This window comes from Streptomyces flavotricini (genome assembly GCF_020639365.1).
In the GTDB taxonomy this organism is placed as follows: domain Bacteria; phylum Actinomycetota; class Actinomycetes; order Streptomycetales; family Streptomycetaceae; genus Streptomyces; species Streptomyces flavotricini.
This window is the reverse complement of record NZ_JAINUL010000001.1, coordinates 3,811,747-3,832,553: the sequence shown is the minus strand read 5'-3', so window position 1 is coordinate 3,832,553 and position 20,807 is coordinate 3,811,747. Positions and strand designations below refer to the sequence as shown.

Annotated in this window: 15 protein-coding genes and 1 pseudogene; 10 read left to right on the top strand and 6 right to left on the bottom strand. The window is 73.0% G+C overall.

Translation table 11 applies throughout. From position 1 onward, the window contains the following. The first annotated feature begins 82 nt into the window (after positions 1-82). The 3 genes from K7B10_RS17145 to K7B10_RS17135 all read left to right on the top strand — a co-directional run bounded on the left by K7B10_RS17145 (position 83) and on the right by K7B10_RS17135 (position 3,289). Entirely contained in the window at positions 83-1,378 is a 1,296-nt protein-coding gene (locus tag K7B10_RS17145) for an ATP-binding protein (protein ID WP_229336903.1), read from the top strand. Further along, a complete protein-coding gene (locus K7B10_RS17140; protein ID WP_030864264.1) occupies positions 1,375-2,070 on the top strand; it encodes a LuxR C-terminal-related transcriptional regulator in 696 nt (231 codons plus the stop codon). Before K7B10_RS17145 ends, K7B10_RS17140 begins: the two co-directional genes overlap by 4 nt. Positions 2,071-2,176: 106 nt before the next feature. Next, positions 2,177-3,289: an alpha/beta hydrolase gene (locus K7B10_RS17135; protein WP_229336901.1), complete on the top strand. Its 1,113-nt coding sequence runs from the start codon at positions 2,177-2,179 to the stop codon at positions 3,287-3,289. An 18-nt stretch (positions 3,290-3,307) separates the two neighbouring features. Here K7B10_RS17135 and K7B10_RS17130 read toward each other — a convergent pair whose 3' ends face one another. Together K7B10_RS17130 and K7B10_RS17125 are read right to left on the bottom strand one after the other, a co-directional pair. Beyond that, the gene (locus K7B10_RS17130; protein ID WP_229336899.1) at positions 3,308-4,357 is read right to left on the bottom strand and encodes a C40 family peptidase; all 1,050 of its coding nucleotides are present in this window, start codon (positions 4,355-4,357) and stop codon (positions 3,308-3,310) included. Between the two features lie 147 nt (positions 4,358-4,504). After that, positions 4,505-4,858 carry a hypothetical protein gene (locus K7B10_RS17125; RefSeq protein WP_229336897.1) on the bottom strand — a complete coding sequence of 118 codons (354 nt, stop codon included), beginning with the start codon at positions 4,856-4,858 and terminating at the stop codon, positions 4,505-4,507. Between the two features lie 335 nt (positions 4,859-5,193). Between K7B10_RS17125 and K7B10_RS17120 the strand changes: the two genes are divergently transcribed. Next, positions 5,194-5,541 carry an ArsR/SmtB family transcription factor gene (locus K7B10_RS17120; protein ID WP_229336895.1) on the top strand — a complete coding sequence of 116 codons (348 nt, stop codon included), beginning with the start codon at positions 5,194-5,196 and terminating at the stop codon, positions 5,539-5,541. Further along, a complete protein-coding gene (gene pcrA, locus K7B10_RS17115) occupies positions 5,525-8,017 on the top strand; it encodes a DNA helicase PcrA (RefSeq protein WP_229336893.1) in 2,493 nt (830 codons plus the stop codon). Before K7B10_RS17120 ends, pcrA begins: the two co-directional genes overlap by 17 nt. Before the next feature lie 57 nt (positions 8,018-8,074). On the opposite strand, the gene K7B10_RS17110 is transcribed toward pcrA, so the two are convergent. Together K7B10_RS17110 and K7B10_RS17105 are read right to left on the bottom strand one after the other, a co-directional pair. Beyond that, complete coding sequence (locus tag K7B10_RS17110; protein ID WP_267501413.1) at positions 8,075-9,709, bottom strand: M23 family metallopeptidase; 1,635 nt, start codon at positions 9,707-9,709, stop codon at positions 8,075-8,077. Between the two features lie 78 nt (positions 9,710-9,787). After that, positions 9,788-10,573: an esterase/lipase family protein gene (locus tag K7B10_RS17105; RefSeq protein WP_229336889.1), complete on the bottom strand. Its 786-nt coding sequence runs from the start codon at positions 10,571-10,573 to the stop codon at positions 9,788-9,790. Positions 10,574-10,805: 232 nt separating this feature from the next. On the opposite strand from K7B10_RS17105, the gene icmB reads away from it, so the two are divergent. Then, positions 10,806-11,207, top strand: coding sequence for a coenzyme B12-dependent isobutyryl CoA mutase small subunit (icmB, locus tag K7B10_RS17100; protein ID WP_229336887.1), 402 nt, complete (start codon positions 10,806-10,808; stop codon positions 11,205-11,207). A 180-nt stretch (positions 11,208-11,387) separates the two neighbouring features. Here icmB and K7B10_RS17095 read toward each other — a convergent pair. Together K7B10_RS17095 and K7B10_RS17090 are read right to left on the bottom strand one after the other, a co-directional pair. Continuing rightward, positions 11,388-12,906 (bottom strand): annotated as a pseudogene (locus K7B10_RS17095) (DUF5691 domain-containing protein). A gap of 303 nt (positions 12,907-13,209) precedes the next feature. Further along, positions 13,210-14,550, bottom strand: a complete 1,341-nt coding sequence (locus K7B10_RS17090) for an SWIM zinc finger family protein (RefSeq protein WP_229336885.1) — start codon at positions 14,548-14,550, stop codon at positions 13,210-13,212. Between the two features lie 134 nt (positions 14,551-14,684). Here K7B10_RS17090 and K7B10_RS17085 point away from each other — a divergent pair, with 134 nt between their 5' ends. From K7B10_RS17085 to sucC, 4 genes are all read left to right on the top strand, one after another. Further along, positions 14,685-15,791 (top strand): ATP-binding protein, encoded by a 1,107-nt coding sequence (locus K7B10_RS17085; RefSeq protein WP_229336883.1) that lies wholly within the window; start codon positions 14,685-14,687, stop codon positions 15,789-15,791. Further along, positions 15,788-18,034 (top strand): DUF5682 family protein, encoded by a 2,247-nt coding sequence (locus K7B10_RS17080; RefSeq protein WP_229336881.1) that lies wholly within the window; start codon positions 15,788-15,790, stop codon positions 18,032-18,034. The genes K7B10_RS17085 and K7B10_RS17080 overlap by 4 nt, the downstream gene beginning before the upstream one ends. Before the next feature lie 67 nt (positions 18,035-18,101). Next, positions 18,102-19,250, top strand: coding sequence for a VWA domain-containing protein (locus K7B10_RS17075; RefSeq protein ID WP_229336879.1), 1,149 nt, complete (start codon positions 18,102-18,104; stop codon positions 19,248-19,250). 362 nt (positions 19,251-19,612) lie between these two features. After that, the gene (gene sucC, locus K7B10_RS17070; RefSeq protein WP_030011549.1) at positions 19,613-20,791 is read left to right on the top strand and encodes an ADP-forming succinate--CoA ligase subunit beta; all 1,179 of its coding nucleotides are present in this window, start codon (positions 19,613-19,615) and stop codon (positions 20,789-20,791) included. Positions 20,792-20,807: the final 16 nt, after the last annotated feature.

The following is a 20,807-nucleotide window of genomic DNA, read 5'->3' as shown; positions in this document are numbered from 1 at the left end:
GGCGCAACCCTGATATCCCCCCGACGGAACTGGGGGGCTGCCCTGATGTCCCCCACCCCGCCCGCATGTGACCATCAATGGCATGCCCGTCTCCACCGCCCCCCGTTCCCCGCACACGACAGACGCCGACGAACCGCCGCAGCGCAAGCTCTACCGCAGCGCCGACGGACGGATGCTCGGCGGTGTCGCGCGCGGTCTCGCCGGGCATCTCGGGCTGCCGGTCGTCTGGGTCCGGCTCGCCTTCCTCGGCCTGTTCATGTGGGGCGACGGACTGGGCGTACTGCTGTATGCCGCGTTCTGGGTCTTCGTACCGCTGGGCGTCGGCGGCCGCACCGGCCACCGCTCCTTCTTCGAGACCCTGGCCGACGGCAGCCGCCGCCTGCGCAAACCGGACCGGGGGCAGATCACCGCCCTCATCGCCCTGTGCATCGGCGCCGGCATCTTCATCTCCAAGGTCCAGCTCGGCGGCACCTCCGGCCGGTACGTGTGGCCGACGCTGCTGGTCGGCGCCGGTGTGGTCCTCGTATGGCGCCAGGCCGACAACGCCCGCCGCGCCCACTGGGGCGCCGCCGCCGGGCGCAACGCGCGCCTGCTCCAGATCGCCCGCGGCTTCGCCGGGGTCGCCCTGGTCGGCGTGGGCCTGACCGTCTTCATCGTCGTACGCGGCTCGGCGGCCCAGCTCGGCAACGTACTGACCGCCGCCCTCGCCGTCCTCGTCGGCATAGCCCTGCTCGCCGGCCCCTGGCTGATCCGGATGACCCAGGACCTCTCCGAGGAGCGCCTGATGCGCATCCGTGCCCAGGAGCGCGCCGAGGTCGCCGCCCACGTGCACGACTCGGTGCTGCACACCCTGACCCTGATCCAGCGCAACGCGGAGGACGTCGGCGAGGTCCGCCGTCTCGCCCGCGCCCAGGAGCGGGAGCTGCGGAACTGGCTCTACAAGCCGGAGGGCACCGGCAAGGACGAGGCGGAGGAGCCCACCACCCTCGCGGAGGCCGTCAAGAAGACGGCCGCCGAGGTCGAGGACCACCACGGGGTCCCGATCGAGGTCGTCGTGGTCGGGGACTGCCCGCTCGACGAGAGGCTGGGCGCACAGATCCAGGCCGCGCGCGAGGCGATGGTCAATGCCGCCAAGTACGGTGGCGAGGGCGGGCCGGTGCAGGTGTACGCCGAGGTGGAGGGGCAGGCGGTGTTCGTGTCCGTACGGGACCGGGGGCCGGGCTTCGACATCGACGCGGTACCGGACGACCGCATGGGCGTACGAGAATCGATCATCGGCCGGATGCAGCGCAACGGCGGGACCGCACGGCTGCGGTCCGCGCCCGACGGCGGCACGGAAGTCGAGCTGGAGATGGAGAGGGCGGCGAACGCAGCATGACCGAGGAGACGACCGGCAGCGCGGCAGTGGGCAGGCACGTCCGGGTGGTGCTCGTCGACGACCACCGGATGTTCCGCACGGGCGTGCAGGCCGAGATCGGCGAGACCGCCCGGACCGGGGTCGAGGTCGTCGGCGAGGCCGCCGATGTGGACCAGGCCGTCACCGTGATCACCGCCACCCGGCCCGAGGTGGTCCTGCTCGACGTGCACCTGCCCGGAGGCGGCGGGGTGGAGGTGCTGCGGCGCTGCGCCCCGCTGATGGCGGCCGCCGAGAATCCGGTGCGGTTCCTGGCCCTGTCGGTGTCGGACGCCGCCGAGGACGTCATCGGGGTCATCCGGGGCGGCGCGCGCGGGTACGTGACCAAGACCATCACCGGGACCGACCTGGTGAACTCGGTCTTCCGGGTGCAGGAGGGGGACGCGGTGTTCTCGCCGCGGCTGGCGGGCTTCGTGCTCGACGCCTTCGCCTCGACGGACGCACCCCCGGTCGACGAGGACCTGGACCGCCTCACGCAGCGCGAGCGCGAGGTGCTGCGGCTGATCGCGCGCGGGTACGCGTACAAGGAGATCGCCAAGCAGCTCTTCATCTCCGTGAAGACCGTGGAGTCCCACGTCTCGGCGGTGCTCAGGAAGCTCCAGCTCTCCAACCGGCACGAGCTGACCCGCTGGGCGACGGCGCGCCGCCTGGTGTGACGTCTCATGTGACGTCTGATCAGGTGTGATGTGCGCGCGGGTGTGACCCACACCGCAGGGGGCGGGGGCAACCGCGCGGTGCCGCGGCGCCCTCTTGGGTGGCGTGATGAGCTTGACGGGGTTCCCCCTGTTCGCGACGGCGATCGCCCTCACGGCGATCGCCGTTCTCCTGCCGCTGGCCGTGTGGAGCAAGGTGCGCGGCCCCGCCGTCGTACGCGTGTCGACCCGGGCCCTGATGGTGGTGTTCGCCCAGGTCACCGCCGTCGCGCTGGTGTTCATCTCGGTGAACCGAGAGGAGAACTTCTACGCCTCGTGGGGCGATCTGCTCGGCACCGGCAAGTACGTCACGGCCGCCCCCGACCTCGGTGCGGACGGGCTCGGCGGGAAGAAGGCCGCGGAGGTCAAGGCGGAGCCGAAGGTGCTCCAGGACTTCCAGCCGGTCGAGGGCCTCGGCGGCCGGGTCAAGAAGACCGAGCTCAACGGCAAGATCTCCGGGGTCAAGGGCGACGTCATGGTGTGGCTCCCGCCCCAGTACGACGACCCGGCGTTCAAGAACAAGAAGTTCCCGGTGGTCGAGTTGATCCCGGGCATACCGGGGACGGGCAAGTCCTGGTTCCAGGGGCTCAAGGCGGCCGAGGTGCTGGAGCCGCTGATGAAGAGCGGCAAGGTGCAGCCCTTCATCCTGGTCTCGCCGCGGGCCATGCTGCTGGGCAACGGCGACACCGGATGCGCGAACATCCCGGGCAAGGTCAACGCGGACAGCTGGTTCAGCGTCGACGTCCGCAAGATGGTCACCGACAACTTCCGGGCCTCCGACGAGGCCCGCACCTGGGGCGTGGCCGGCTACTCGGCGGGCGCGTACTGCGCCGCCAAGCTGGCGATCCTGCACCCCGACCGCTACAGCGCGGCCGTCTCCCTCTCCGGCTACAACGACCCGGGCCAGGAGCCCACCTCGCTGGTCGCCCAGGACCCGGAGATGCGGCGCACCCACAACCTGAAGGCGCTGCTCAAGGCCGCGCCCGCTCCGCCGGCGGTCTCGCTGTGGATGTCGGGCGCCGAGCAGGACGGCTACCTGTCCGGCACGGACCTCAAGGCCATCGCCCAGACCCCGACCACCGTGCACGCGGAGAAGGTGACCGGCGGGCACAACCTCGACTCGTGGTCGAAGCAGCTTCCGACGGTGTTCGGCTGGCTGACCACGCAGGTCAAGGCGCCGTAGGGCTCCCGCGCCCCCGGCTCACGCCGGGCGGGAGGCGCCCGCCCACGGCATCGAGTCGATCGGGGCCACGCGGACCGTCGACCCGGGGCGCGGGGCGTGGATCATCTGGCCGTTGCCGATGTACAGCCCGACGTGGGTGACCCCGGAGTAGAAGAACACCAGGTCGCCGGGGGCCAGCTGATCGCGGGAGACCCGCTGCCCGGCGTTGATCTGGGTGTACGTGGTGCGGGGGAGGGAGACCCCGGCCGAGCGCCAGGCCGCCTGGGTCAGGCCGGAGCAGTCGAACGAACCGGGTCCGGTCGCACCCCAGACGTACGGCTTGCCGATCGCCCCGTACGCGAACGCCACCGCGCGGGCGGCGCGCGAGCCGTCCACGGGCGCGGGCGGGGCCGTGGACGGCGCACCGGCCGGGGCCGGCCCGCCCGACTGGGCCTCGTACGCGGCCCTTTCCTCGGCGGTGAGCTTGGCCAGCAGCCGCTTGGCGGTGTCGAGCTTGCCCTCGACGGTGGCCTTGTACTCGGCGAGCTCGCCCTCGCGGGCGCGCAGGTCGGCGAGCCGGCCGGAGGCCTTGTCCCTGAGCCGCCCGACCTCGTCGAGCTGGCGTCGTACGGAGGAGACCTCGGCGGCGCTGCGGTCGCCGGTCCGGGTGAGGAAGGAGGCCTGGTCCAGGTAGTCCTGGGGGTTCTCGGCCAGGGCCAGCCGCATGGCGGGCCCCAGGCCGCCGGTGCGGTACTGGCCCGCGGCCAGGGAACCGAGCGCCCGGCGTGCGGTGTTGAGCCGGTCGGTCTTGCGGGCGGTCTCGTCGCGCAGTGCGTCGAGCGCGCGCTGGGCCTCGTCGGCCTGCTCCTTCGCCCCGTTGTACCGCTCCGCCGTCTCCTCGGCCTCCTCGTAGAGCCGGTCCACCTCTGCCTTCACCTGGGAGGGCGTCTGCTGGGGGTCGGCCTGCGAGGTGCCTTCGAAGGCGGTGGCGGTGGCAGCGCCCGCGAGGGCGAGCGTCGCTGCGGTCCGCACGGTGCCGCGGGAGAGCGGATGGAGCGGGCGCTGCCTGGGCTTTCGGTGACTGGCCACGAGGGCCTCACGTCCTTCCTCGCTCGGGGGCTCGGTGCTTGGAGGAGGACGCTAGACCCGAAGGTAACGGTCGGATGACGAGATGATCGCAAGTGCCCCGACGTGAACTGATGTGGCCGGATGTGGCTGTTGTCGTTCGCTGCGGGGTCAGCGCCAGAGGACGGCGATGAAGATATTGACCACGGTCAGCCCGCCGACCGCGCCGAACAGTGCCTTCTCCACGTGCTCCTCGTCCCGCTTCACGTAGACGAGCGCGAGGATCACGAAGAGGACGGCGAGCTTCACGCCGATCTTGATGTTGTTGACGTGGCCGCCGTCCATCTCGCGGAAGCCGACCAGCAGGACGCCGGTGACGAGCATCGTCAGCGCGCCGTGCAGCATGGCGGGCACGAAGCGGGCGGTGCCGGCGCTCATCGCCTTCATCTGCGTCAGGAAACCGCCCAGGAGGGAGGCGATGCCGATGATGTGCAGGCCCACGAAGACATTGATGAGTACGTCCATGGCGCCGAGCGTACGGGGGCTCCGGGTCGGCCCGGGAAGCGGGTCGGCTCCCGGACGACCGCCTCCGGCCGCCCCTCCGGGAGGTAGTGCCCGCTGCCGTCGACGCGGACCACCCGGGTGTCGAGCCGGCCGAGCGGCGCGTGGACGTCGCGGGCCAGGGTCTTTCTTGTCGCACCCGGCGGCGGGCTTGGCGGAGCCGCCCATTCCGAGGTCCCCCTGCTGCTGGTGCGGTGGCCGATCGTTCGAAGATTTCGTACGATCGCGGTGGACTTTGGCTGTACGAGATCTCCGAACGGTCTGGCCATGTCCGTACGAGATCTGCGTACAGTGAGGGCATGCCTGCCGCTGCCGAGCTGACCCACCCCCACGCCGAGGACCTCGACCTGGCCGAGGTGCTCGCGGCCCTGGGGCACCCCGTCCGCCTTGAGATCGTCCGCAAGCTCGCCTCCGGCGAGGAGACGTTCTGCGGCGAAGTGGTGCCCGACCTGCCCCGATCCAGCGTCACGCACCACCTCAAGACGCTCCGGGAGGGTGGGGTGATCTGCCAGCGCCCGCAAGGACGCAAGCTCTACCTCGCGCTGCGCCGCGACGATCTGGAGCAGCGCTTCCCCGGTCTCCTGGAACTCGTGCTGGCGTGTCGGTCCCGACCTCTAGACTCGGAAAGCGATGAGCAGCCTCTTTGACGACAGTTTCCTGGCGGACCTCACCCCTTCCGACGAGGTCCCCCCGCCGCCCGAGGATCACCCCGCGCCGGAGGATGGCGCGGACGATCTGTTCGGGGGCCGGTTCGACGTGCCCATGAGTGGTGACGCGTACTACCGGGACGGCGCCCCCAAGCCCGTCATCGACCCCGCGACGCTCCTGGACGGGCTGAACGAGCAGCAGGCGGCGGCCGTCGTGCACGCCGGCTCCCCGCTGCTCATCGTGGCCGGTGCGGGCTCCGGCAAGACCCGGGTGCTGACCCACCGCATCGGCCACCTGCTGGCCGCGCGGGGCGTCCACCCCGGCCAGATCCTGGCGATCACCTTCACCAACAAGGCCGCCGGTGAGATGAAGGAGCGCGTCGAGGGCCTGGTCGGGCCGCGCGCCAACGCCATGTGGGTGTCCACCTTCCACAGCGCGTGCGTACGGATCCTGCGCCGCGAGTCGAAGCGCCTCGGTTTCACCTCGTCCTTCTCGATCTACGACGCGGCCGACTCGAAGCGCCTGATGGCACTCGTCTGCCGCGACCTGGACCTGGACCCGAAGAAGTTCCCGCCCAAGGCCTTCAACGCCAAGATCTCGAACCTCAAGAACGAGCTCATCGACGAGGACGCCTTCGCCGGGCAGGCCGCCGACGGATTCGAGAAGACGCTCGCCCAGGCGTACGCGATGTACCAGGGGCGGCTGCGCGAGGCCAACGCGCTCGACTTCGACGACATCATCATGACGACCGTCCACCTGCTCCAGGCGTTCCCGGAGGTCGCCGAGCACTACCGGCGGCGCTTCCGCCACGTCCTGGTGGACGAGTACCAGGACACCAACCACGCCCAGTACACGCTGGTGCGCGAGCTCGTCGGCACCGGCTACCCGGACCTGCCGCCGGCCGAGCTGTGCGTGGTGGGTGACGCCGACCAGTCGATCTACGCCTTCCGCGGCGCGACCATCCGCAACATCCTCCAGTTCGAGGAGGACTACAAGGACGCGACGACGATCCTGCTGGAGCAGAACTACCGCTCCACGCAGACGATCCTCTCCGCCGCCAACGCGGTCATCGAGCGCAACGAGAACCGCCGCGCCAAGAACCTGTGGACCCAGGCCGGCACCGGCGCCGTCATCACCGGATACGTCGCGGACACCGAGCACGACGAGGCGCAGTTCGTCGCCGACGAGATCGACCGGCTGACGGACGCCGGGGACGCCAAGGCGGGCGACGTCGCGATCTTCTACCGGACGAACGCGCAGTCGCGCGTGTTCGAGGAGATCTTCATCCGCGTCGGACTCCCCTACAAGGTCGTCGGCGGCGTCCGCTTCTACGAGCGCAAGGAGGTCCGTGACGTCCTCGCGTACCTGCGCGTGCTCGCGAACCCCGAGGACAACGTCCCGCTCCGCCGGATCCTGAACGTACCCAAGCGCGGCATCGGCGAGCGCGCCGAAGCGATGATCGACGCGCTCGCGATGCGCGAGAAGATCACCTTCCCGCAGGCGCTGCGGCGCGTGGACGAGGCGTTCGGCATGGCCGCCCGCTCGACCAACGCGGTGAAGCGGTTCAACGTGCTGATGGAGGAGCTCCGCACGATCGTCGACTCGGGCGCGGGCCCGGCGGTGGTGCTGGAGGCGGTCCTGGAGCGTACGGGCTACCTCGCCGAGCTCCAGGCCTCGACCGACCCGCAGGACGAGACGCGCATCGAGAACCTCCAGGAACTCGCGGCCGTGGCGCTGGAGTTCGAGCAGGCCCGCGGCGAGGACAACCCTGGCACGCTCGCGGAGTTCCTGGAGCAGGTCGCGCTCGTCGCCGACTCCGACCAGATCCCGGACGAGGACGAGGACGGCTCCGGCGTCATCACCCTGATGACCCTGCACACCGCCAAGGGCCTCGAATTCCCGGTGGTCTTCCTGACCGGCATGGAGGACGGGGTCTTCCCGCACATGCGCGCGCTGGGCCAGACCAAGGAGCTGGAGGAGGAGCGCCGCCTCGCGTACGTCGGCATCACGCGGGCGCGCGAGCGGCTGTACCTGACCCGTTCGGGCATGCGCAGCGCGTGGGGCACCCCCTCGTACAACCCGCCCTCGCGGTTCCTCGAGGAGATCCCGGCCGAGTACCTGCAGTGGAAGCGGACGGGCGCGGCGCAGAAGCCGGCGGGCCCGATGCGCGCTTCCGGCTCCGGGTACGGATCCTCCGGATCGGGCGGCGGCAAGGCCACGTTCGGGACCTCGCCCGAGGCGTTCCTGTCCTCGTCGCGTACGAAGTCGGGGCCGTCCGGGTTCGCGACGCGCCGGGCCGCCGACAAGCCGGTCATCGCGCTGGCGGTCGGGGACCGGGTCACGCACGACCAGTTCGGGCTGGGCACGGTCATGGAGGTCAGGGGCGCCGGCGCGGACGCGCAGGCCACCGTCGACTTCGGGGACGACAAGCCGAAGCGCCTGCTCCTGCGCTACGCGCCCGTGCAGAAGCTGTAACGGGGGGTGTGTGCCGGGCCCGGGCTCACGCCCGGGCCTTCACGCCGAGGGGCCGGCTCAGGTCGGGTCGAGGCCGTGGCTGCGGAGCCACGGCAGGGGGTCGATCGCCGAGCCGCCGCCGGGCCGGACCTCGAAGTGGAGGTGCGGGCCGGTGGAGTTGCCGGAGTTGCCGGAGTAGGCGATGACGTCGCCCGCCTTGACCTTGCCGGACCGGATCTTGGTGCTGCTGAGGTGGCAGTACCAGGTCTCGGTGCCGTCGGGCGAGGTCACTATGGCCATGTTGCCGTAGGCGCTGTTCCACTGCGTGCGCACGGTGCCGTCGGTGGCGGACATGACCGGGGTGCCGTACGAGACCGGGAAGTCGATGCCGGTGTGCACGGACATCCACATGCCGCCGGCCTGGCCGAAGCTGGCGCTGAGGCCGTGCTGTTCGACCGGGATCGCGAACTTGGGGCGGGCCGCTTCCTTGGCCGCCTCCTCCTCCGCCTTCCGCTTCTTTTCGTCGTCCTGGCGCTGGCGCAGGTCGATGCGCTCCTGCGTGCGGCTCGCGCGGTCCGCGAAGTCGCCCGCGTCGGCGCTGAGCGCCGTCAGCTGGGTGTCGAGCTTGCTGTTCGCCGCGACGGGCTTCACCGAGGCCGGGTCGGGCGCGGCCATCGTGGTGGTTCCCTCGGCGGGCTTGTCCGTGCCGGTGAGTCCGCCCACGGAAGCGGCCGCGACACCGGCCACGCCCATCACGCAGGCGGAGGGGACGGCCACGGTCAGCAGGGCGGAACGCTTCGCCGGGGTGCGGCGCCGGGAGGTGGCGGCAGCGGCCGGGGCCGGCTTCGTCTTGGCGCCGGCGCGGCGCGAGACGCGGGGCGCGGGCGCGGCGTCCAGGGTGACCGGCATGGCCTGGGTGGGCAGGTCGTGCACGGGCTCGGGCGCGAGGTCGAGTGCGGACGGCTCGGAATCGGCGTTCTCGATGCCTGCGGTGTCGAGGACTTCGAAGACGGCGGTCTCGCTGTACCCCTCGGCGGCCGGCGCCTCGTAGGCGTAAGCCGTCTCCTGGTGCTGTTCCTGGTACGGCTGTTCCTGGTACTCGTACGGGTGGTGCTCGTACGAGAAGGTCTGGGTCTGCTGCTCGTGCTGCGGGACCGTGTTCCAGGCGGTGGCGTCGTACGCGCCGGTCTCGGTGCCCGTGGTGCCGTGACCCGGCATCGCCCACTGTCCGGTCTGCTCGTAGCCGAGGGCGGTGGCCTGGTAGTCGGCGGCGCCGCTCTGCTGGTTCCAGGCGCTCGCGTCCCACTGCCCGGTGCCGGTGTCCTCGGGTACGCCGCCCTGGGCGGGGATCGTCGAGAGGTAGTCGGCGTCCTGCGCGTAACCGTCCTGCGCGGACCAGGCGGTGGAGTCGTAGGCGCCGGTCTCGTACGAAGGGTAGGAGGAGGCGTAGTCGTACCCCTGACCCTGCGTTTCGTAGGAGACGTAGGGTGACTCACCAGCGAAAGCGGTGTTGGAAAGGCCGTCGTACCCGGAATCGGGGTACAGGCCCGACGAGGGGCGGTCGTTCACCAACTTCTCTTTCGCCTCGGCAGTGGGGGGCCTGGGTGGCCAGGGAACGGGAGGTTCCTTGGGGAGAGCAGTGGCGTGACTGTACCCGGCGGTTACTGGCAACGACAATCTTCCAGGGGTTTCCGGCTTTGCGGAACCGGGCATTCGGCCGTCTTTCGGTCGCGGCAAGGCCGAGCCTTGGCCTTGAGTTCGAAATCCGTTCGAGTTTCGATGGGTTGGCGTTCACGCGACGGAAGCGGAGTCCCCGAGGCTCGCGAGGGCGGCCGGAGCGGGCCCGTCGAGGGCGCGCCGGACCGCCGCCGTGACGGCCGGATGTGCGGGCAGGGCAAGGTGCCCGATGCCGGTGACCTGCACGTTCTCCGCTCGGAGGTCCGGGTGCTCGATGCGCGCCGTCTCGGTCGGGTCCATCAGCTCGTCGAACTCGCTCCAGAACGCCACGCATCGGGTCCGGCAGCCGGGCGCGGGCGCCCGCAGCTCGGCCATCACCTCGGAGTCCGGCCGCATCTGCCGGACCAGCGGGTGGGCGTCCATGAAGGGGGCGACCCGCGTACCGGAATGCGGAGTGCCGAGCGTGACGAGCGTGCGGACGCGGGCCGCGCCGCCGAGGCACTGGACGAAGTACCGCCCGACCAGCCCGCCCAGACTGTGCCCGACGAGGTCCACCCGCTCCTGCCCGGTGCGCTCGCACAGCTCCTCGACGCGGCGGGCGAGGTGGCGGGCGGTCACGCGCAGGTCGCGTGTGAAGGGGGAGTAGTTGTACGCCTCCACGTGCCGCCGCCCGCCCGCGGCGAGGGTGCGGCGCAGCAGGACGAAGACGGACCGGTTGTCGGTGAACCCGTGCACCAGCAGCACCGGCGGGCGGCCGAGGTCTTTCCCGCCCGTCGCGGCGGGCTTCTCGGGCCGTATCCCCGTCGGGTAGAGCAGCAGGTGGCCGCCGAGGACCACTGCCTCCAGCACGCCCGCCCGCAACGCGGCCCCGGAAACGGGTACGGGTATGGACACCCCCATGGACGGCCCCCTCAGCCTGCCGGGACGGAGCCTTCGGAATGGGCCCGTGGGCCGCGGCCGGCCGCGCCACCGTGCCGTGCGGCTGTCGGTACGGTGACGCGGCGCCCCCGGTGCGGCTCCCCTGGCGGTGAATCAACGCCGTCCCACGTGTGATTTCCCCCTCCTGGTTGACCGTGAAACGGGGGTGTGCGCGATGCTGTACTTAACGTTCGTTCACTCGGGAGGCAGTGCGATGGGTGTGACCGGTCCGATCCGTGTGGTGGTGGCCAAGCCGGGTCTCGACGGCCACGACCGCGGGGCCAAGGTGATCGCGCGTGCGCTGCGGGACGCGGGCATGGAGGTCATCTACACGGGCCTCCACCAGACGCCCGAGCAGATCGTGGACACCGCCATCCAGGAAGACGCCGACGCGATCGGCCTCTCGATCCTCTCCGGCGCCCACAACACGCTGTTCGCGCGTGTTCTGGAACTCCTCAAGGAGCGCGAGGCGGAGGACATCAAGGTCTTCGGCGGCGGCATCATCCCGGAGGACGACATCGCCCCCCTGAAAGCCAAGGGCGTGGCCGAGATCTTCACCCCGGGCGCCACCACCACCGCCATCGTCGACTGGGTCCGCGCCCACGTCCGCCAGTAGCTCCGCCGGCAGCCGGCGGGCGCCGCCGCCGATGCGCCGGGTACCCGGACCGCCGCCGAAACGCCCGGAGCCCGGGCCGCCTGCGGCGCCCGGAGCCCGGGCCGCCTGCGGCGCCCGGAGCGCGGCGCCCGGAGCGCGGGCGGCCGCGCGCCGCCGCGCGCGCTCATGCGCGCGCGACGGTCAGGCGGGGGTCAGCTCCGACAGCATCGTGGCGCGCAGGCGCAGCGTGGCGACCAGGCGCTGGAAGGCCTCGGCCCAGTACGCGGCGGCGCCGGAAGCGGCCTCCGCCGGGTCGGCGAAGCCGGCGCCGCGCGCCACCACCGCCTCCAGGCGCTCCGCCTCCGCGGGATCCAGGCAGCGCTCGGCCAGTCCCATCACCCCGCTGAAGCTCCACGGGTAGCTGCCCGCCTCCCGCGCGGCGCCCAGCGCGTCCACCACCGCCCGCCCGAGCGTCCCCGCCCACGGCACCACGCACACCCCGAGCAGCTGGAAGGCCTCCGAAAGACCGTGGGCCCGTATGAACTCCGCGACCCACCGCGCCCGTTCCCCTTCCGGCAGGATCGACAGCAGCTTCGCCCGCTCCGCGAGCGACGCGGTGCCCGGGGCCGTCGCGGGCGGCGCCGACGCCGAGCCGAGCAGCGCCTTCGACCACTGAGGATCACGCTGGCGCACCGCCGCCCGGCACCACGCCGCGTGCAGTTCCTCCCGCCACCTCTCGCCCCCGGCCACCGGCAGCGCCACGATCTCCGCCGGGCCGAGCCCCCCGAACCGCTCCCGCCAGCAGGACAGCGGCGCCGCCTCCACGAGCTGGCCCAGCCACCAGGCCCGTTCCCCGCGTCCGGCGGGCGGCCGTTCGACCACTCCGTCGCGGAGCATCCCCGCGTCGCACGCGGCCGGCGGAATGACCCCGTCCGGCCCCACGCAGGCCAGCGCCCGCTCCGCCATCCGTCCGGCCAGCGCCGACTCCGGCAGCGCGGACAGCAACTCGGCCGCCGTCGTGCGGACGTTGCGGCTCCGGTCACCCAGGGCCGCCTCCAGGAACGGCTCGTCCCCTCCCGCCAGCCCCACCCGCAGCGAGTCGAGGAACATCAGCCGGTCCTCGGCGCGTTCCGTGGCCCAGGTCGTCGACAGCAGCCGCGTCGCGGCCGCCGCCTCGTGCGCCCGTACGGCGCCCAGGAGGGCCACGCGCTCGGCGAACAGCCCCTCCTGCCAGAGCCGTTCCACCCCCGCCCGGTCCTCGGGGTCGGGCAGTTCCCCGGCGCCGCCCGCCCCGCCGCGCAGGGCGAAGCGCCAGTCCGGATTCAGCCGGGCCAGCCACAGCCCCCGCGCCCCGGCCAGGGCCAGCGCGGGGGCGCGCAGGTCCGTACGGGCCCGGGCCGCGTCCAGCAGCGCGGGCACCAGCGCGTGCGGCGCCCGGTATCCGTGCCGGCCGGCAGCGGCCAGCCACTGCGGGAGCAGTTCCGTCAGGTCCGGGGCGGCCCCGCGCCGCCCGCCGCCGCTGCCCAGCCGGGCGCGGATCCCGCGGCGCGGGATCCGGCCGCGGCCACGCCTCGGCGGGCCGCAGTCCGGCCCGCCGCCGCAGTGTCTGCACGGCCGCCGCATCGAGCAGCGCCTCCGGACTCTGCTGCCGCCGCCCGGTCCCCAGCACCGCGAGCCGGACCAGCTCCCCCCACTCGCCGTAGCGGCCCCCCGCCGCCACGACCTCGTCCCCGCCGGTGGCGGTCTCCGCGGGCGCGGACGTGCCCCTGGTGGCCGAGCGCGCGCCTGCGCCCGTGCCCGTCTTCGTCTCCGCCGTCGTCTCCGTCGTGGTCACCGTGCCCCTCCCTCTCGTCGTGCAGCGCTCCGGTCCCGCCCCCTCCGCGGGACCGGAGCCGCTTCGTGCCCCGTCCGTCGACCCTTCAGCTTGCGTGGTTGTCGTTCACAAAAGCCCCCCGGCTTCGTCGTTCGTGCACGTCGGCGCCCCCGCGCCGACGTTCCCTCCCCTGTGAGGCCCCCGGCTCCGTCACCCCAGGGCGACCGGTTCCGGGCAGCCCGGATGCCACGCCGTCAACGGAGTGAATCCGCGGTGTCCGCATTCGCCGAACACCGTGACCGGGCCGCCGCCCGAGAGCGCTGCCAGCTGCCACAGCCCGGACCGCGAGCCGCCGCCCACCGGTGTGACCGGCAGCGCGCAGGTGCCCTCCGCGTCCGCCAGCTGCCAGCCCAGTTCCCCCGGTATCGGGATCACCGGGCCCAGCACCACAGGCCACGCGTCGAGCCACGGGTCCTCCCGCAGCGCCGCCCCGTACGCCTCCAGTGCCGCCCCCGTGCCGACCCCGGCCGGGGCCCGGCCCGGTGCGGCCGCCGCGGACCTCTCCCCGAGATCCGCCCGCAGCCCCGCCGTACCGGGCCGGAAGCGGGCTTCCGCCTCCACCACCAGCCCCACGGGCAGTGCCAGAGCCGGAGGCCGCCCCGGCGGTCCGAAGTCCAGTACCAGGGCCGGGCGCCCGCTCCCCAGCCCCTGCATCCACGTCCGGCGGGTGGTGAGCCTGCCGTCCGGTGACACCGAGTCGTACTGCGCCAGCACGAGCCAGCGGTCCCGTACGACCTCCCCCTCCGCGGCGGTACCCGGTAGCCCCACCCGACTCCGGACCGTCGCGGCGAGCGGCTCCGGCAGGCCCGCCCAACCGAGCCAACCCCGGTTCAGCAGGTGCAGCAGCGCGCCCTCCTCCAGCATCCGGGCGGGCCATCCGGGACCGCAACTGGGTATCGTCCCCAACTCCCGCACCCGCGCCGCCAGTCCCGGCGCCTGGGCGTCGACCATGCGCGCGGCGGTCTCCTCCCAGGACGCGTACCCGGCCTGCCGGCGGCCCGCCAGGCCGGCGCGCATCACGTCCGCCAGCCGCTGCTCCAGCTCGACCACCCCGGCGCCGATCCGGGCCGCCCTGCGGTCGGCCCGGCGCTTCGCCGCTTCGCCGTCCGCCGGTCCGCCCTTCGCTGCCGCCGGGCGCGCGGCCTGCGCCGCCCGCCCCGTCGACCACTCAGCCGCCCAGTCCGGCGCGTCGACGGGATCGACGGGCTCGCCGAACCCCTGCGCCGCCCAGAGCAGCAGCAGCCCGAGCGCGTGCTTGCACGGGTGCTTCCGGCTCGGGCACGAGCACGTGTACGCCGGGCCCTCCACGTCCACGGCGGTCCTGTACGGCGTGCTGCCCGTGCACAGACCCCACACCAGACCGGAAGCGGAACCTCCGGTCTGTGACCACGGACCCACCCTTCCCAGCGCGGCACCCGCCGCGCGTGACGCTTCGTCAGGAGCCAGAGCCAGTACCTGTTCCGCTGTCCAGCGGACCTGCTGCTCAGTCATGTGTTCCACCGTAGAGACCCCCACTGACAATTGCCCTGACCTGCAACAACGGTGCAGAGGAGGGGTGTTGTCAGTGGTGTGGTGCACGGTTGTCCCAGCGGTCGGGAACGGCTGCCGAGCATTGGAGGGGGACCATGACCATGCCCGAGAACGACAAGGGCGCGGACGCGCTGCGGCCGCATGCCGAAGACGCCTTCGCGGAAGAACTGAAAGTCCTCGCAGCCGCCGACGACAAGCCCCGCCCGACGCGTTGGAAGCTCTCCCCGTGGGCCGTCGCGACCTACCTCCTGGGCGGGACCCTCGCCGACGGCACGGTCATCACGCCCAAGTACGTCGGCCCGCGCCGCATCGTCGAGGTCGCCGTCGCCACCCTCGCCACCGACCGCGCCCTGCTCCTGCTCGGCGTCCCCGGCACCGCCAAGACCTGGGTGTCCGAACATCTGGCCGCCGCCGTCAGCGGGGACTCCACCCTCCTCGTCCAGGGCACCGCCGGCACCCCCGAGGAGGCGATGCGGTACGGCTGGAACTACGCCCGCCTCCTCGCCCACGGGCCCAGCCGCGAAGCCCTCGTGCCGAGCCCCGTCATGCGCGCCATGGCCGAGGGCTCCACCGCCCGCGTCGAGGAGCTCACCCGCATCCCGGCCGACGTCCAGGACACCCTCATCACCGTCCTGTCCGAGAAGACGCTCCCGATACCGGAGCTCGGTCAGGAGGTGCAGGCCGTGCGCGGCTTCAACCTCATCGCCACCGCCAACGACCGCGACCGCGGGGTCAACGAGCTCTCCAGCGCGCTGCGCCGCCGCTTCAACACCGTCGTCCTGCCGCTGCCCGCCACCGCCGACGCCGAGGTCGACATCGTCGCCCGCCGCGTCGACCAGATGGGCCGTGCCCTCGACCTGCCGGCCGTGCCCGAGGGGCTGGAGGAGATCCGCCGCGTCGTCACCGTCTTCCGCGAGCTGCGCGAGGGGCTCACCGCCGACGGCCGTACGAAGGTGAAGTCGCCGAGCGGCACGCTCTCCACCGCCGAGGCCATATCGGTCGTCACCGGAGGCCTCGCGCTCGCCGCCCACTTCGGGGACGGCGTGCTGCGCCCGTCCGACGTGGCCGCCGGGATCCTCGGAGCCGTCGTCCGGGATCCGGCCGCCGACCAGGTCGTCTGGCAGGAGTACCTGGAGACCGTGGTGCGCGAGCGGGACGGCTGGAAGGACTTCTACCGCGCCTGCCGGGAGGTGACGGCGTGAGCGGGACGGCCGCCCGGCGGCCGGGGCCGCTGCTGCTGGGCGTACGGCACCACGGGCCGGGCTCGGCGCGCGCGGTGCGGGCCGCCCTGGACGCGGTCCGGCCGGCGGCCGTGCTGATCGAGGGCCCGCCGGAGGGGGACGCGCTGCTCGCGCTGGCCGCCGACCCCGGGATGCGGCCGCCCGTCGCCCTGCTCGCGCACGCCGCCGACGATCCGGGCCGGGCCGCGTTCTGGCCGCTGGCCGCCTTCTCGCCGGAGTGGGTCGCCATCCGCTGGGCGCAGGAGCAGGACGTCCCGGTCCGCTTCATCGACCTCCCGGCCGCGCACACGCTGGCCGCGGAGACCGGTCCCGACCCGGACGAGTCCGACTCCGTGCGGCTGGATCCGCTCGCGGCGCTGGCCGGGACCGCCGGGTACGACGACCCCGAGCGCTGGTGGGAGGACGTGGTCGAACACCGCGGGCCGGGGGAGACGGACCCGCTCGGCGCGTTCGAGGCGCTCGGGGAGGCCATGGGGGCCCTGCGCGAGGCGTACGGGGACGGCGGCCACGCCCGGGACCGGGTGCGCGAGGCGTACATGCGGCAGCGGATGCGGGCCGCCCGCCGGGAGTTCGGCGACGCGTACGCCGTGGTGTGCGGGGCCTGGCACGTGCCGGCGCTGGCCGCGAGGACCACGGCGGCCGCGGACAAGGCGCTGCTGAGCGGGCTCCCCAAGGTCAAGGTGGAGACCGCCTGGGTCCCGTGGACCCACCGGCGGCTCGCCCGGGCCGGCGGGTACGGCGCGGGCATCACCTCGCCCGGCTGGTACGCGCACCTGTTCGCGGCCCCGGACCGGCCGGTCGAGCGGTGGCTGGCCGAGGTCGCCGGGCTGCTCCGGGCGGAGGACCGGCAGGTCTCCCCGGCGCACGTCATCGAGGCGGTCCGGCTGGCCGGGACGCTCGCCGCGATGCGGGGAAGGCCGCTGCCCGGGCTGACGGAGACCCTGGAAGCGGTCCGGGCGGTGATGTGCGACGGCTCCGACGTGCCGCTCGCGCTGATCGAGGACCGCCTGGTCGTCGGGGACGTGCTCGGCGGAGTCCCCGACGGGGCACCCGCGGTCCCGCTGCAGCGTGACCTGACCCGCCGGCAGCGCTCGCTGCGGCTCAAGGCCGAGGCGCGGGAGCGCGAGCTGGAGCTGGACCTGCGCAGGGACAGCGACGCGGCGAAGTCCGTGCTGCTGCACCGGCTGCGGCTGCTCGGCATCGGCTGGGGCACGCCGACGGCCTCGCGGGGGAGTACGGGGACCTTCCGCGAGACCTGGCGGCTCTGCTGGGAGCCGGAGCTGTCGGTACGGGTGGCCGAGGCCGGTATCTGGGGCACCACGGTGCCGGCGGCCGCCACCGCCAAGGCCGAGTCGGACGCGGCCGGGGCGGCGGAGCTCGGAGAGGTGACGGCGCTCGCCGAGCGGTGCCTGCTGGCCGGGCTCTCCGATGCCCTGCCCGCCGTACTGCGGGCCCTCGCGGACCGGGCAGCACTCGACACCGACGTGGCACGGCTGGCCCAGGCCCTGCCGGCGCTGGCCCGTGCGCTGCGGTACGGGGACGTGCGGGGTACGGACGCCTCGGCGCTGGCCACCGTCGCCGGAGGGCTCGCGGAGCGGATCTGCGTGGCGCTGCCGCCCGCCTGCGCGGCGGGTCTGGACGCGGAGGCGGCGGCGGAGCTGCGGGGCCATGTGGACGCCGTGCACGGCGCGATCGGGCTGCTGGACGGGGAGGGCCTGCGGGAGCGCTGGGCGGCGGTGCTGCGGGCACTGGCCGGCCGGGACAGGGTGCCGGGGCCGATCCGCGGCCGTGCGGTGAGGCTGCTCCTGGACGAAGGGCGGCTGCCGGCCGACGAGACGGCACGCCTGATGGGCCTGGCCCTGTCCCCGGCGGCGTCGCCGGCCGACGCGGCGGGCTGGATCGAGGGCTTCGCGGCGGACGGCACGCTCCTCGTCCACGACGAGCGGCTGCTGGCGCTGATCGACACCTGGCTGGTCCGGGTTCCGGAGCAGGCCTTCACGGACGTACTGCCGCTGCTGCGGCGGACGTTCGGGGCGTACGAGCCGGGCGTCAAGCGGAGCCTGGGCGAGCTCGTCCGCCGGGGCCGCTCGCCGAAACCGGCCCCGGGCGGTGCCCCCGAGGGCTTCGCCCCCACCCTGGACCCGACCCGGGCCGACGCGGTCCTCCCGGTCCTGGGCCTCCTCCTCTCCGGCCCGCCGCCATGACCGCCGCGGGGGCCGGGGCGGCCGGCGGTGGAGGGGACGAGCAGCGGAAGCGGAAGGAGACGCGGAGATGACAGGTACAGGGGACCCGGGAGCGGGGGACGCCCGCGCGCAGGCGCGGCTGCGCAGGTGGCGGATGGTGCTCGGCGGGGAGGAGGACGGGACCGGGTGCGTGCTCGGCGCGCGGGACGCCGGGATGGACGCCGCGCTCTCGGCGCTCTACGGGAGGGGCGGGCGGCGCGGTGCGGGGCTCGGCGGCTCCGCCCCGCACGTGGCCCGCTGGCTCGGGGACATCCGTACGTACTTCCCCGGCTCCGTCGTCCAGGTCATGCAGCGGGACGCCATCGACCGGCTCGGCCTCTCCTCCCTCCTCCTGGAGCCCGAGATGCTGGAGGCCGTCGAGCCCGACGTGCACCTCGTCGGCACGCTCCTCTCCCTCAACAAGGCCATGCCCGAGACCACCCGCGAAACGGCCCGTGCCGTCGTCCGCAAGGTGGTCGAGCAGCTGGAGGAGAGGCTCGCGTCCCGCACCCGGGCCACCCTCGCCGGAGCCCTCGACCGCTCCGCCCGCACCAGCCGCCCCCGGCACGCGGACATCGACTGGAACCGGACCATCCGGGCGAATCTGAAGAACTACCTGCCCGAGCACCGCACCGTCGTTCCCGAGCGGCTCATCGGCTACGGGCGCGCGGCCCGGTCGGTGGAGAAGGAGGTGATCCTCTGCATCGACCAGTCCGGCTCGATGGCGGCCTCCGTCGTCTACGCCTCCGTCTTCGGAGCGGTGCTCGCCTCGATGCGCGCGATCGCGACCCGGCTCGTCGTGTTCGACACAGCCGTCGTGGACTTGACGGATCAGCTGGCGGATCCGGTCGACGTCCTCTTCGGTACGCAGCTCGGTGGCGGCACCGACATCAACCGCGCCCTCGCCCACTGCCAGTCCAAGATCACCCGTCCCGCCGACACCGTCGTCGTCCTCATCAGTGATCTCCACGAGGGCGGCATACGCGACGAGATGCTGGGCCGCGTCGCGGCGATGAAGGCGTCCGGCGTCGCGTTCGTGACCCTGCTCGCACTGTCCGACGAGGGGGCCCCCGCCTACGACCGCGAACACGCCGCAGCCCTTGCGGCACTTGGGGTCCCGGCCTTCGCCTGCACCCCCGACCTGTTCCCGGAGGTGATGGCCGCGGCCCTGGAGAAGCGCCCCCTGCCCGTCCCCTGACCGCCCCCCGGCCGCCCCGCCGATCCCCTCCCGCCGCCCCCCGCGTCCCGCTCCGCCAGGCGGTCGCAATCCCTCCCGCGACGCGGTCTCACGCCACCCCCGCCACGCGCCACCAGGCCTGGCGGATCGCACGAACATCCAGCTCAACCGTGAGGGGATCTGTGACAGGTATCACCGCTCAGGTGTGATCTGCGATTTAGGGACCCACGTCCCACGGGGATAACCTGCGGGACGGACATGCCGCGTCCACGGTCACCGTGTGCGCCTCCCTAGTGACAGCGCCGTCACGTTGCCCTCCGCGGCACGCCCACGCAGACAACCGCGAATCACTGCGAATCTTTGAAGACAAGGGACGGACGCGCGTGGACCTGTTCGAGTACCAGGCGAGGGACCTCTTCGCCAAGCACGGTGTACCGGTGCTGGCCGGTGAAGTCATCGACACGCCTGAGGCGGCTCGCGAGGCCACCGAGCGGCTGGGCGGCAAGTCGGTCGTCAAGGCGCAGGTGAAGGTCGGTGGCCGCGGCAAGGCCGGCGGCGTCAAGCTCGCCGCCACCCCGGACGAGGCCGTCGCCCGCGCGACGGACATCCTGGGCATGGACATCAAGGGCCACACGGTCCACAAGGTGATGATCGCCGAGACCGCTCCCGAGATCCTCGAGGAGTACTACGTCTCGTACCTGCTGGACCGCACCAACCGCACCTTCCTGGCCATGGCCTCGGTCGCGGGCGGCATGGACATCGAGCAGGTCGCCGAGGAGACCCCGGAGAAGCTCGCCAAGGTCCCGGTGAACGCCAACGAGGGCGTGACCATCGAGAAGGCCCGCGAGATCGTCGCCCTGGCGCAGTTCCCGGCCGAGGTCGCCGAGAAGGTCGCGGAGGTCCTCGTGACCCTGTGGGCCACCTTCATCGCCGAGGACGCGCTCCTCGTCGAGGTCAACCCGCTCGCGAAGGTCGCCTCCGGCGACGTCATCGCCCTCGACGGCAAGGTCTCGCTCGACGAGAACGCCGAGTTCCGCCAGCCGGGCCACGAGGAGTTCGTGGACCACGCGGCCGCGAACCCGCTCGAGGCCGCCGCCAAGGCGAAGAACCTCAACTACGTGAAGCTCGACGGCGAGGTCGGCATCATCGGCAACGGCGCGGGTCTCGTCATGAGCACCCTCGACGTCGTCGCGTACGCCGGCGAGAACCACGGCGGCGTCAAGCCCGCCAACTTCCTGGACATCGGCGGTGGCGCCTCCGCCGCCGTCATGGCCAACGGTCTCGAGATCATCCTCGGCGACCCGGACGTCAAGTCCGTCTTCGTCAACGTCTTCGGTGGCATCACCGCCTGCGACGAGGTCGCCAACGGCATCGTCCAGGCGCTGCAGCTGCTCGCGGACAAGGGCGAGGCGGTCACCAAGCCGCTCGTCGTCCGCCTCGACGGCAACAACGCCGAGCTGGGTCGCAAGATCCTCTCGGACGCCAACCACCCGCTGGTCCAGCGCGTGGACACCATGGACGGCGCGGCCGACAAGGCCGCCGAGCTCGCGGCTGCGAAGTAAGGGCAGAGGTCACAGA

Excerpts from the sequence above, each read along its gene's own strand:
- K7B10_RS17075 (WP_229336879.1), top strand. The coding sequence starts at position 18,102 with ATGACAGGTACAGGGGACCCGGGAGCGGGGGACGCCCGCGCGCAGGCG.
- icmB (WP_229336887.1), top strand. The coding sequence starts at position 10,806 with ATGGGTGTGACCGGTCCGATCCGTGTGGTGGTGGCCAAGCCGGGTCTC.
- K7B10_RS17135 (WP_229336901.1), top strand. The coding sequence starts at position 2,177 with ATGAGCTTGACGGGGTTCCCCCTGTTCGCGACGGCGATCGCCCTCACG.
- K7B10_RS17120 (WP_229336895.1), top strand. The coding sequence starts at position 5,194 with ATGCCTGCCGCTGCCGAGCTGACCCACCCCCACGCCGAGGACCTCGAC.
- K7B10_RS17145 (WP_229336903.1), top strand. The coding sequence starts at position 83 with ATGCCCGTCTCCACCGCCCCCCGTTCCCCGCACACGACAGACGCCGAC.
- K7B10_RS17110 (WP_267501413.1), bottom strand. The coding sequence starts at position 9,709 with ATGCCCGGTTCCGCAAAGCCGGAAACCCCTGGAAGATTGTCGTTGCCA.
- pcrA (WP_229336893.1), top strand. The coding sequence starts at position 5,525 with ATGAGCAGCCTCTTTGACGACAGTTTCCTGGCGGACCTCACCCCTTCC.
- K7B10_RS17105 (WP_229336889.1), bottom strand. The coding sequence starts at position 10,573 with ATGGGGGTGTCCATACCCGTACCCGTTTCCGGGGCCGCGTTGCGGGCG.
- K7B10_RS17125 (WP_229336897.1), bottom strand. The coding sequence starts at position 4,858 with ATGGACGTACTCATCAATGTCTTCGTGGGCCTGCACATCATCGGCATC.
- K7B10_RS17140 (WP_030864264.1), top strand. The coding sequence starts at position 1,375 with ATGACCGAGGAGACGACCGGCAGCGCGGCAGTGGGCAGGCACGTCCGG.
- K7B10_RS17090 (WP_229336885.1), bottom strand. The coding sequence starts at position 14,550 with ATGACTGAGCAGCAGGTCCGCTGGACAGCGGAACAGGTACTGGCTCTG.
- K7B10_RS17085 (WP_229336883.1), top strand. The coding sequence starts at position 14,685 with ATGACCATGCCCGAGAACGACAAGGGCGCGGACGCGCTGCGGCCGCAT.